At 66.9% G+C, this 11,720-nt stretch carries 9 protein-coding genes; 1 reads left to right on the forward strand and 8 read right to left on the reverse strand.

Annotated elements, in window-relative coordinates:
• The 8 genes from dxs to ngcE form a co-directional block, all read right to left on the reverse strand.
• The coding region (gene dxs, locus ACTWQJ_RS34535; RefSeq protein ID WP_443310411.1) for a 1-deoxy-D-xylulose-5-phosphate synthase at positions 1 to 1,379 on the reverse strand (1,379 nt) is incomplete at its 3' end.
• A gap of 222 nt (positions 1,380 to 1,601) precedes the next feature.
• Positions 1,602 to 2,897: a sugar ABC transporter permease gene (locus ACTWQJ_RS34540; protein ID WP_443310412.1), complete on the reverse strand. Its 1,296-nt coding sequence runs from the start codon at positions 2,895 to 2,897 to the stop codon at positions 1,602 to 1,604.
• Positions 2,894 to 3,685, reverse strand: a complete 792-nt coding sequence (locus ACTWQJ_RS34545) for an ATP-binding cassette domain-containing protein (RefSeq protein WP_224733961.1) — start codon at positions 3,683 to 3,685, stop codon at positions 2,894 to 2,896. The genes ACTWQJ_RS34540 and ACTWQJ_RS34545 overlap by 4 nt, the downstream gene beginning before the upstream one ends.
• Before the next feature lie 191 nt (positions 3,686 to 3,876).
• The gene (locus tag ACTWQJ_RS34550) at positions 3,877 to 4,977 is read right to left on the reverse strand and encodes a sugar ABC transporter substrate-binding protein (RefSeq protein ID WP_443310418.1); all 1,101 of its coding nucleotides are present in this window, start codon (positions 4,975 to 4,977) and stop codon (positions 3,877 to 3,879) included.
• A 132-nt stretch (positions 4,978 to 5,109) separates the two neighbouring features.
• Positions 5,110 to 6,321, reverse strand: a complete 1,212-nt coding sequence (locus tag ACTWQJ_RS34555; RefSeq protein ID WP_443310413.1) for an ROK family transcriptional regulator — start codon at positions 6,319 to 6,321, stop codon at positions 5,110 to 5,112.
• A 182-nt stretch (positions 6,322 to 6,503) separates the two neighbouring features.
• Positions 6,504 to 7,427, reverse strand: coding sequence for a carbohydrate ABC transporter permease (locus ACTWQJ_RS34560; RefSeq protein WP_443310414.1), 924 nt, complete (start codon positions 7,425 to 7,427; stop codon positions 6,504 to 6,506).
• Positions 7,428 to 7,442: 15 nt separating this feature from the next.
• Complete coding sequence (locus ACTWQJ_RS34565; protein WP_443310415.1) at positions 7,443 to 8,372, reverse strand: carbohydrate ABC transporter permease; 930 nt, start codon at positions 8,370 to 8,372, stop codon at positions 7,443 to 7,445.
• A 130-nt stretch (positions 8,373 to 8,502) separates the two neighbouring features.
• Positions 8,503 to 10,011 (reverse strand): N-acetylglucosamine/diacetylchitobiose ABC transporter substrate-binding protein, encoded by a 1,509-nt coding sequence (gene ngcE, locus ACTWQJ_RS34570; RefSeq protein WP_443310416.1) that lies wholly within the window; start codon positions 10,009 to 10,011, stop codon positions 8,503 to 8,505.
• Between the two features lie 352 nt (positions 10,012 to 10,363).
• Between ngcE and ACTWQJ_RS34575 the strand changes: the two genes are divergently transcribed.
• The coding region (locus tag ACTWQJ_RS34575) for a discoidin domain-containing protein (protein WP_443310417.1) at positions 10,364 to 11,720 on the forward strand (1,357 nt) is incomplete at its 3' end.

Genomic DNA, 11,720 nt, shown 5'->3' on the forward strand with positions numbered 1-11,720 from the left:
ACGGCCTCACGCAACTGGGTGCGCAGCTGCTCGGCGTCGCGCGGCGCGGCGATGCGCAGGCCGGGCACGACCTGGAGCATCGACATGTCCCACATCCCGTTGTGGGAGGCGCCGTCGTCGCCGGTGACACCGGCCCGGTCGAGCACGAACGTCACACCGCACTTGTGCAGGGCGACATCCATGAGGACCTGGTCGAAGGCGCGGTTGAGGAAGGTGGCGTACACCGCGAAGACGGGGTGCAGTCCGCCGGTGGCGAGGCCGGCCGCGGAGACGGCGGCGTGCTGCTCGGCGATGCCGACGTCGTAGATCCGGTCGGGGAAGGCGTCGGCGAACTTCTTCAGGCCGACCGGCTGGAGCATGGCGGCCGTGATGGCGACGATGTCGTCCCGCTCCCGGCCCAGCCTGACCATCTCGTCGCCGAAGACGGAGGTCCAGCTGGCGGCGGAGGCCTTGATGGGCAGCCCGGTGTCGGGGTGGATCGGGCCGATGCCGTGGAAGCGGTCGGCCTCGTCCTGCTCGGCGGGCTTGTAGCCGCGGCCCTTCTCGGTGAGGCAGTGCACGATGACCGGCCCGCCGAACCGCTTGGCCCGGCCCAGCGCCGATTCCAGCGCCTCGATGTCGTGCCCGTCGATCGGGCCGACGTACTTCAGACCGAGGTCCTCGAACATGCCCTGCGGGGCGATGAAGTCCTTCAGGCCCTTCTTGGCGCCGTGCAGGGTGTCGTAGAGCGGCCGGCCGACGACGGGCGTCCGTTCCAGCACCTCCTTCGTGCGGGCCAGGAAACGCTCGTAGCCGTCCGTCGTACGCAGCGTGGCGAGGTGGTTGGCGAGGCCGCCGATCGTCGGGGCGTACGACCGCTCGTTGTCGTTGACGACGATGACCAGCGGGCGGTCCCCGTCGGCGATGTTGTTCAGGGCCTCCCAGGCCATACCGCCGGTGAGGGCGCCGTCACCGATCACGGCGACGACGTGGTCGTCGCGTTTGCGCAGCTGGTTGGCTTTGGCGAGGCCGTCGGCCCAGCCCAGGACCGTGGAGGCGTGGCTGTTCTCGATGACGTCATGGGCGGACTCGGCGCGCGACGGGTAGCCGGACAGACCGCCCTTGCTGCGCAGCTTGCCGAAGTCCCGCCGGCCGGTGAGCAGCTTGTGGACGTACGCCTGGTGGCCGGTGTCCCACAGCACCTTGTCCTTGGGCGAGTCGAACACGCGGTGCAGGGCGATGGTCAGCTCGACCACACCGAGGTTGGGGCCGAGGTGGCCGCCGGTCTTGGAGACGGCGTCGACGAGGAAGGTCCGGATCTCCTCCGCCAGCTGGTCCAGCTCCTCCAGGCTGAGCCGGTCCAGATCACGCGGTCCCCTGATGCGGGTCAGCAGCGGCACCCGTGCCTCCTTGCAGTAGAGCTGTTCGAGCTGTTGCCGGGCCTGACGAGTCTAATGTTCCGCTCAGGCGGAAGGTTCCCGGCCCGGGGGTCGTACATCACGCAATCGGCTCTACCCGACAACACCGCGTAGTACAACACCGCAAAGGGGCGCGGGGACTGCGCGACCGGCCCCAACGGACCGGCACCCGCCAGTTCACCCACGCCCCTACGGCGCTCCGCGCTATGCGCGACCAGCAGTCTTCTGCGTCTTACGCGTGATCGAGTCGATGACCACGGTCGTCAGCAGAACACCAGCGGTGATCATGTACTTCACCGGCTCGGCGATGGACTCCAGCTGAAGCCCGTACTGGATCGACACAATCACCAGCACACCGAGAAGAGCGTTCCAGGTGCGGCCCCGCCCACCGAAGAGGCTGGTGCCACCAATCACGGCCGCGGCGATCGCGTTCATCAGCAGGTCACCCGTACCCGCACTCTGGTTGGCCGACGCGATCTTCGACGCCAGGAACAGACCACCGATCGCCGCGAACCCACCGGAGATCGCGAAGACGGAGATCCGCACCGCGGTGACGTTGATACCCGCACGACGCGACGCCTCGACGCTGCCACCGAGCGCGAACACCTTGCGCCCGTACGACGTCCTCCGCAGCACGAAGTCCGTGCCGACGAGGAACACCAGGAAGATCACCGTGGCCAGCGGCAGGCCCTTGTACTGGTTGTACATGAACGCCGCGGCGAAGGAGACCACCGCCAGCAGCCCCGTCCGCAGCAGCGTGTCGCTCAGCGGCCGCGACGGGACACCCGCCGCCTCACGGCGCCGGTTGCCGAGGAACGAGGTGATGAAGAAGACCGCGGTCACCACGGCCGCCAGACCGTACGCGGCGGCGATGTCCGTGAAGAAGTACGTCGTCAGCTGGCCGATGAAGCCGTCGCTGTCGAGGTTGATCGTGCCGTTCTCGCCCAGAGTCTGGAGCATGAAGCCCAGCCAGAAGAGCAGACCGGCCAGGGTGACCGCGAACGCCGGAGCGCCGAGGACCGCGAAGAAGAAGCCGTGCGCCGCGCCGATGACGACACCCGCGCCGACGGCGAACAGCACCGCCAGCCACTCGGGCCAGCCCTGGTTGACCGCCATCACGGCCGCGATGGCGCTGGATGCGCCGCTGACCGAGCCGACGGACAGGTCGATCTCGCCGAGCAGCAGCACGAAGACGATGCCGACGGAGATCATGCCCGTGCCGACCATCGTGACGGTGATGTCGCTGATGTTCTGCGCGGACAGGAACGCCGAGTTGAGGGACTGGAAGACGACGCAGATGACGACCAGGCCGACGATGACGGGCAGGGAGCCCAGCTCGCCCGCCTTCATCTTGCGCTTGAACTCACCGAGGTAGCCGGCGAGGCCCTGCTCGCGCACCAGGAGCCGCGGGTCGACGGCGGTCACCGCGGCCGCGGCGGCCTCGGGATTCTCGACGACGGTCTCGTCCTGCGGGGACGTGGAGGTCTTGTCGATGCTCACTGGGAAACCTCCCCGGTCGTGCGCGCCGCACGGCGGGTCACGGCGTTGTCGGTGGCGCCGGTGATGGCGGAGATGATCTCCTCCTGCGAGGTCGTCTTGACCTCGAAGACGCCGTTGTTGCGGCCCAGGCGCAGCACCGCCACCTTGTCGGCGACGGCCTTCACATCGGCCATGTTGTGGCTGATCAGGATCACGGCGTGGCCGCGCTCGCGCAGCCGCTCGACCAGGTCGAGGACCTGGGCGGTCTGCTCGACGCCGAGGGCCGCGGTGGGCTCGTCGAGGATGACCAGCTTGGGCTCGCCGAGCATGGAGCGGGCGATGGCCACGGTCTGGCGCTGACCGCCGGAGAGCGAGGCGATCGGGATGCGGACGCTGGGGATGCGGATCGACAGCGTCTTGAGCAGTTCCTGGGAGCGGCGCTCCATCTCGACCTCGTCGAGGACACCCCACTTCCGCAGCTCACGGCCGAGGAACAGGTTGCCGACGACGTCGATGTTGTCGCACAGCGCGAGGTCCTGGTAGACCGTCGCGATGCCCAGGGCCTGGGCGTCGTGCGGCCTGTTGATCGAAACGGACTTGCCTTCCCATTCGATGACGCCCTCATCGATGGGGTGCACGCCGGCGATCGTCTTGACCAGCGTGGACTTTCCGGCGCCGTTGTCGCCCACCAGGGCGACCACTTCACCGGCGTGGACCTCAAGCTCTACGTCGGTGAGCGCCTGAACGGCACCGAACCGCTTGGAGACCCCGCGCAACGCCAGCACGGGCGTAGCGGACACGTGAACCATCTCCTTCGCCGCCTGACCCGGCGGGAGGTTGTGCAGAAGACTGGGGGATGTTCCGTCCGGCGCCCCGCACGAGCTTGCGGGGCTGTATGTACGCGGGGCGCCGGAGGAGCCTGGAGAACTGCAGGCCCGTACGGGAATCCAAGGACGAGTTCCTGGGTGATTCCCGTACTTTCAAAGGGACTTGCGGCTGCTTACTTCAGGCCGATCTTGGCGCAGGCCGACTTGTACTTGCCGGTGCAGATCTCGTCGACCGTGTAGACGCCGTCCTTGATGACGGTGTCGTTGATGTTGTCCTGGGTCAGCGAGGTGACCGGGACCAGAACCGACGGAACATCCTTGGCGCTGCCGCTGGAGACCTTGTCCTTGGCGATGGAGTCCAGGGACTCGCCCTTGGCGAGCGCGACGGCCATCTCGGCGGCGGCCTCGGCCTCGGGGGCGTACGGCTTGTAGACGCTCATGTACTGGTCACCGGTGACGATGCGCTGGACGGCGGCGAGTTCGGCGTCCTGGCCGGTGACCGGGACGTCGATGCCGGCCGACTTCAGGGCGGTGATGATGCCGCCGGCCATGCCGTCGTTGGCGGAGTAGACGCCGACGATCTTGTTCTTGCCGAGCGCCGAGATCGCGGACTCCATGTTGGAGTTGGCGTTCTCCGGCTTCCACTCCTTGGTGTCGTACTCCTTGCCGACCTTCACCTTGCCGTCGAGGACGGAGTGCGCACCCTCCTTGAACTGGGCGGCGTTCGGGTCGGTGACGGAGCCGTTCATCATGACGATCTGGCCGTCCTTGGCCTTGTCGCCGAGCGCCTCCAGGAGGGCCTCGCCCTGGGTCTTGCCGACCTGGACGTTGTCGAACGAGGTGTAGGCGCTGATCGGGCCCTCGGCCAGGCGGTCGTAGGCGACGACCTCGATGCCGGCGTCGACGGCCTTCTGCACGGAGTTCTTGATGGCCTTGGCGTCCACCGCGTCCAGGATCAGCACGTCCACCTTGTTGGTGATCATGGTGTCGACCTGCTGCGCCTGCAGGTTGGCGTCCTGCTTGGCGTTGTTGTACTGGATCTCCGCCTTGTTGTTCGTCAGCTCCTTGATCTTCTGCTCGATCAGCGGCCGGTCGAACTTCTCGTAGCGCGCGGTCTGGTTCTCCGGAAGGAGGAGGCCGACCTTGATGTCGTCGCCCTTGGCGGCGGAGCCGGTGGCGTCGTTGTCGCCGCCGCCCGCTTCCTCAGCGCTGCCACAGGCGGCGAGAGAGACGGCCATCGCACCCGCGGCAATGGCGACTGCGGCACGACGCATACGCGTGTTCACTTCATAACCTCCCTGACGAGGCAGCGTCGTTGCGGCCGAGGTGGCTGGAAGTCAACTCGGCCACACGTGCGACGTCAAGAAGTAAATCCTTAACGGGTTGGCAACGGTGCCATCCGTTCTCTAAGTGAAGGCGGGTGCCGCAGCTCTCAGCACACCGGCCGCACTTCCGTCCAAAAGGGTCGAATCACCCATCTCGCTGAGTGCGAGAGCGAGCGCTCCGAGCACCTCCGCACGGCCCCCAAGTGCCCCCGGAAGAACGGAGAGCTGACGCGCCGCGCTCGGGATGGCGTAGCGGCCGACGGACTCCCTGATCGGCCCCAGCACCAGTTCACCGGCCTCGGCGAGATCGCCGCCCAGCACCACGCGGCTCGGGTTCAGCAGGTTGCAGAGATTGGCAACTCCGCTGCCGATGTGACGGCCGACGTCGGCGATCACCCGACGGCAGCCCGGGTCGCCGTCCCGCGCCAGCCGTACGACGCCCTCCATGGTCAGGTCGCTGCCGTGACTGGGCTGGAGGAGCGGGAGCACATAGCGCGCGGCCGCGAAGGTCTCCAGACAGCCCCGGTTTCCGCAGCGGCAGACCGGACCGGATTCATCGAGTGTGATATGCCCGATTTCGCCTGCTGTGCCGCCGGGCCCCCGGTAGATCTTCCCGTCGATCACCAAGCCCGCGCCGACACCGCTGGCCACCTTGATGTACGCCAGGTCCCGCACGCCCTTGCCGCTGCCCCAGACCAGCTCGCCCAGGGCGCCCAGGTTGGCGTCGTTGTCCACGTGCACGGGTACGCCGAGCCGCCCTCGCAGCTCCTCGGCGGGCCGGGCCCCGGTCCAGCCGGGCAGGATGGCGGTCGAGCCCAGCGTCCCGGACTCCACGTCGATCGGGCCGGGGACGCCGAGGCCCACGCCGGCGATCTTGGCCCGGTCCACTCCGGTCGCCGCGATCAGCCGGTCGACCAGCACTTCCGCCCGGTCGAAGCCCTGCGCCGCGGAGGCGTCCACGTCCAGCGGCTCGGACTCCTCGGCCAGCACCTGGTGGGCGAGGTTCCCGACCGCGACGCGCAAATGCGTGTGCCCGAAGTCCACCCCGATGACGATCCCGGCGTCACCGCTGAGCGAGACGCTGCGGGCCCGCCGGCCACCCGCCGAGGTGGGCGTGACCTCGACCGTTCCACCGTCCTTGAGCTCCCGGACGATGTTGGAGACCGTCGCCGCGGACAGTCCGGTCGTCCTTGCGATCTCCGCCTGGGTGAGGGATCCCGCCAGCCGCACGGCTCGTACGACCCGCTCCAGGTTGGCTCGGTGCAGCGACGACTGCGACCCCGGAGTCTCCACGACGACCTCCTGCGCACGGGACCGCCTCGATGAGGCCCCGTCTATGTCCAACTAGTGAACTCTAAGCTGAGCCGCACGGGGTGCCTCCCGTCAAGAGGTTGAACAGTTTCCGGGATCGGGCACACAACACGCACACCGCTTCCCGGTGCGGAAGCGGCGTGCGTGCAACCGGTTACGGAACGCTACTTCAGGGTCGCCGAGGTCAGACCCGCCTGCACCTGACGCTGGAAGGACAGATAGACCACCAGCATCGGGATCATCGCGATCGTCACGCCTGCGAACAGCACGGGCAGGTCGGTGGCGTATCCCTGCTGCTGCTGGAGCTGGATCAGACCCTGGGTGAGGACATAGCGCTCGGGATCGTCACCGCTCTGCGGCTGCATGAGAACCGTCGGCAGGATGAACTGGTTCCACTGACCGAGCGTGTTGAAGATCCCCACGCTGATCAGGCCGGGCTTGGCCATCGGCAGCATGACCTGGAAGAAGGTCCGGGTGTGCGAGGCCCCGTCCAGGATCGACGCCTCGAACACCGCCGTGGGCAGGGTCCGGAAGAAGGCGTGCATGAAAAACACCGTGAACGGCATCGAGTAGGCGACGTACACCAGGATCAGACCCTGGTAGGTGTTCAGCATGTCCAGCCGCTTCACCATGAAGAACAGCGGGACGAGGGCCAGGAACACGGGGAACATGGCGCCCGCGACGAAGAAGTAGTACAGCAGGCGGTTGCCCCAGAACTCGTAGCGAGCCAGCACGTACGCGGCCATGGAGCCGAACAGCATGGTCAGCGGCACCGAGAAGGCGAGCACGATGACCGTGTTGAGGAAGTAGTCCCCGATGCCCTTCTCCCACGCGCGCGTGAACACGTCGAAGGACCAGTTCTCCGGCCAGCCGAAGGCCGAGCCCGCGATCTGGGCGTCGGTCTTGAAGGAGCTGAGCACCAGCCACAGCAGCGGCAGGACGATCAACAGGGCCCACACGGCGAGGAAGCCGTGCGAGAAGGCGTTCAGGACGACGCCCTCGCCACGCCGCTCGCCGGCCCGCGCCGGACGCTTGTCCACGGACCGCTGGTCAGGGATGGCCGGGGTCTCCTTGATGGGTGCGCTCATCGTCGTTTCTCCCGCTCAGAACTCGACGCGCTCGCGGCGGGTGGCGCGCAGCATGACCACGGACAGGATCAGGGTGAGGAGGAGCATGACCACGCCCATGGCGCAGGCGTAGCCGCTCTTCCCGTAGTAGAGGAAGTTGCGCATCATCACCGTCGACATGACCTCACTGGCGTGGTCCGGTCCGCCGCCGAACTCGCCCGAGGTCATGGTGGACACCAGGATGAACATGTCCATCGCCGCGATACCGAGGTAGACCCACGCGGTCTGCACGGAGTCCCACAGCAACGGCAGTGTGATGCGGAAGAAGGACTGGGCGCGGCCGGCGCCGTCGATCAAGGCGGCCTCGTAGATGTCCCGCGGGACGGACTGCATCGCGGCGGAGAACAGCACCAGATAGAAGCCGACGCCGTGCCAGACCACGACGAGGATCAGCGCCCACAGCACGAAGTCCGGCTCGTTCAGCCACTCCACCGGGTTGTTCGCGTCGACCAGCCCCAGCTTCACCAGGAAGCCGTTGAGCATGCCGCCGCTGTCGCTGCGGTACACGGCACCGAACAGCACCGCGAGGATCGCCAGCGACAGTACCTGCGGGAAGAAGTACACGACCTTGTAGAACCCGGACCCGGCGACCCCCGTGACCCCACCGGCCCGGCTGCGCCCGCCCGCGTTCAGCATGAAGGCGAAGAACAGGGCGAGCAGAATGGTGATCACCGGGATGAACACCAGGAACAGGATGTTGTGCCAGATGGCGTCCATGAAGATGTCGTCCTGGAACAACGCCGTGTAGTTGTCCAGTCCGACAAAGCTGAAGGTCTGCGACTGTCCCTTCCAGTCGGTCAGTGAATACCCGAACGTCTGGATGTACGGCCAGATCACGAAGATCAGATAAAGCGCCACGGGAATGAGAAGAAACCCCGCGACGAACCGGTACTGCCCTTTGCGCATTGGTGTTTCCTGCCCTGAGGATGTCCCCGACGTTGAGCCAGACGCCCTCAGGGGCGCGGGGAACTGCGCGACAAGCCACCACCGGCTCGCACCCGCAAATCCACCGCACCCCCTACGGCGCGCACGCGACCTACTCCCGACGGTTCTTCTTCGACGCCGGATCCTCAGCAGCCTTGTCCACCGCAGCCTGCGCCCGCTTCAACCACTCCTTCGGCTGAATCCGCTTCGCCATCAGTTCGTTGGACGCGTTCTGAATCGCCGTGTCCATCTCGCTGTACCACTCGGTGTACAGGTACCGGAAGGTGTTGTCCCCGGCCGCCTTCGACGCCTCGACGGTGGACTGCGTTCCCGGCCGCAACTGGACACCGGGGTCGACACCGTCCTGAAGGATCGTCAGCGAGTTCGCCTCCTTGGCGAACAGCGTGGACCACTCCCGGGAGAGCATCAGCCGCATGAACTCCTTGGCCGCCGGCAGGTTCTTCGCCTTGGCCGGGATGATGAACGGCTCACCGGAGCCGGCCCGGATCGCCTCGAACGGCATCACGCTGTCCGGCAGCAGCGGCATCGGCAGGAACTTCATGTCGAAGTCGGACGGCGTCTGCTTCAGCTGCTCGTTCTCCAGCCAGGAACCGCTGGTGATGAACGCGGCCTTGTACTGGTTCCACCGGGTCTGCGACTCGGTGTGGGTCAGGCCGTTGGTGCCGGGCATCAAGTAGCCCTTCTCGACGACCTCGTAGACCGCCTCGACGGCGGCCTGTGCCGCGTCGGAGCCGACGAACGCCTTGGGGTCGAGGTTGTCGATCGCCTTCATGGCGTCCAGGCCGCCCTTCTTGGCGATCAGGTCCATGATGGCGACGTTGATGTAGTACGGGTACTTGCCCTGGTGAGCGAGTCCGCCGATGCCCTGGGACTTGGCGTCCTTGCAGATGGCGAGGAAGTCGTCCCAGGTCTGGGGCTCCTCCCAGCCCTTGTCCTGGAAGAGCTTGCCGGAGTACCACAGGCCCCACACCGTGTAGATGTAGTTGAGGGCGACGACCTTGCCCTCCTGAAGGCCCGGGTCGAGGGTGCCGGGGATGACGGTGTCGCGGACCTTCTTGTCCGGATCGTCGACCGACGGGGCGTCGAGGACCTCGGCGAGGTCGAGGAGCTGGCCGTTCTTGTGGAGGACGTCGATCTTGATCTTCTGAGCGCCCGAGTTGTCGACGATGTCCGGCGGGTTGCCCGCGTTGAAGCGGGGCTGGAGCTTGCCGGTGATCTCCTGGGTGCCGGTGTGGGTGGAAGTGACCCCCCACTTCTTCTGGAAGGCGGCCTCCCAGGCCTTGGCGTAGTCGTCGCCGTAACCGCCCTTGAAGATGACGACGTCGAGCTTGCTGCCCTTCTTCACTCCGAAGGGATTGTCCTTGGACGTCTTGCCCTTGGTGTCCTCGCCCGTGTCCTCGCCCCCACCGCCGCTGGCACACGCGGACAGGAAGCTCATCGCAGGGACGGAGACCAGGCCGAGCGCGGCGGACCGCTTGATCAGTGCGCGGCGGCCGACCCCTTCGGAACCGTTGTTGTCGGCGTTCTGGGCGTTCCGGGCGTTCTCGGTGTTCTCGGTGTTCTCGGTGTTCTCGGTGTTCTCGGCGGAAGTGGATCCCATGCTCAAGTCCTCGCCTTCTCCAGGACTCAGGCGGTGAACCGGATCCTCCCCGGCACCGCGGTGGGGTCAAACAGGTTCGTGCAGGAAGTGCGGATCCTTGAATCGCCGACAGGTATAGTCCACTTCCCGCCAACGGGGCAAGATCGAATGCAAGGTTGGCCGTCGGCTTTTCCGAGTTGAGACCTCGCGGAAATATGAGCTGCCTGTGTGCTCCTTGCCGGAAAAATCCGCGACATCGAGCCCGAATGCCACAGTCAACACCCTTGACAGCACTGACCACTTGAGCCACTACTGGACCTTGCGCACGAAGCTGACAACGTTGTCCAGCGTGATGCAGGGAGGGTGCTCGCTCATGCAGCACAGAGTTCGGCACAGATGGGGTCCGGTGGTCGTGACGGCGACCGCCTTCGCTTTGGCCGTGGGCTCACAGGGTGTGGCAGTCGCGCTGCCGGAAGCACCCACCGCCGACCGGGAGTTCGCGTCCTCGTTCGAGGCCGGGGAGCCGGCCCCGGACTGGCTCAACACCGTCGACACCGCGCCGGACGGCAGCAAGCGCGCCGCGGGCGTCGACGGCGGGTACAGCAGCGGCATTCCGGGCAATGTGACCGACCATGTCACCGACGTACGGGCGAGCGGCGAGAACTCCGGCGCCGGCGAGGTGAAGGAGAACCTCGTCGACACGGAGCCGAGCACCAAGTGGCTGACGTTCGAGCCCACCGGCTGGGTCGAGTTCGACCTGGACAAAGCGGCCAAAATCACTAGATACGCGCTCACTTCGGCCAACGACCACGACGAACGCGACCCCGCGGACTGGACCCTGCAGGGCTCCACCGACGGCAAGGACTGGAAGACCCTCGACACCCGCACCGGCGAGTCCTTCTCGGAACGCTTCCAGACCAAGACGTACGACATCGCCGAGACCGCCACCGCCGAGTACCGGCACTACCGGCTCGATGTCACCAGGAACCACGGCGGCGACATCCTCCAGCTCGCGGACGTGCAGTTCTCCACGGGCGGCGATGACGGCCCCGTACCGCAGGACATGCTCTCGCTGGTCGACCGCGGCCCGAGCGGCTCGCCCACCGCGAAGGCGGGCGCGGGCTTCACCGGCAAGCGGGCGCTGCGCTACGCCGGCCGGCACACCGCGGACGGGCGGGCGTACTCGTACAACAAGGTCTTCGACGTCGACGTGGTCGTCGGCCGCGACACCGAACTCTCGTACCGCATCTTCCCGTCGATGGCGGACGGCGACCGCGACTACGACGCCACCAACGTCTCGGTGGACCTGGCCTTCACCGACGGCACCCACCTGAGCGACCTGGGCGCCACCGACCAGCACGGCTTCGCGCTGTCGCCGCGAGGGCAGGGCGCCGCGAAGGTGCTGTACGTCAACCAGTGGAACAACGTCGTCTCGCGGATCGGTTCGGTCGCGGCGGGCAAGACCGTCGACCGGATCCTGGTGGCGTACGACTCCCCCGCGGGCCCGGCGAAGTTCCGTGGCTGGGTGGACGATGTGTCCCTGAAGGTCAGGGCCCCTGAGAAGCCGAAGGCGCATCTGTCGGACTACGCCGTCACCACCCGCGGCACCCACTCCAGCGGCGGTTTCTCGCGCGGCAACAACTTCCCGGCGACCGCCGTGCCGCACGGGTTCAACTTCTGGACGCCGGTGACCAACGCGGGCTCGCTGAGCTGGCTGTACGACTATGCAC

This window comes from Streptomyces sp. KR55 (genome assembly GCF_052245645.1).
GTDB lineage: Bacteria > Actinomycetota > Actinomycetes > Streptomycetales > Streptomycetaceae > Streptomyces > Streptomyces flavusporus.

Excerpts from the sequence above, each read along its gene's own strand:
- ACTWQJ_RS34565 (WP_443310415.1), bottom strand. The coding sequence starts at position 8,372 with ATGCGCAAAGGGCAGTACCGGTTCGTCGCGGGGTTTCTTCTCATTCCC.
- ACTWQJ_RS34550 (WP_443310418.1), bottom strand. The coding sequence starts at position 4,977 with ATGCGTCGTGCCGCAGTCGCCATTGCCGCGGGTGCGATGGCCGTCTCT.
- ACTWQJ_RS34545 (WP_224733961.1), bottom strand. The coding sequence starts at position 3,685 with ATGGTTCACGTGTCCGCTACGCCCGTGCTGGCGTTGCGCGGGGTCTCC.
- ngcE (WP_443310416.1), bottom strand. The coding sequence starts at position 10,011 with ATGGGATCCACTTCCGCCGAGAACACCGAGAACACCGAGAACACCGAG.
- ACTWQJ_RS34560 (WP_443310414.1), bottom strand. The coding sequence starts at position 7,427 with ATGAGCGCACCCATCAAGGAGACCCCGGCCATCCCTGACCAGCGGTCC.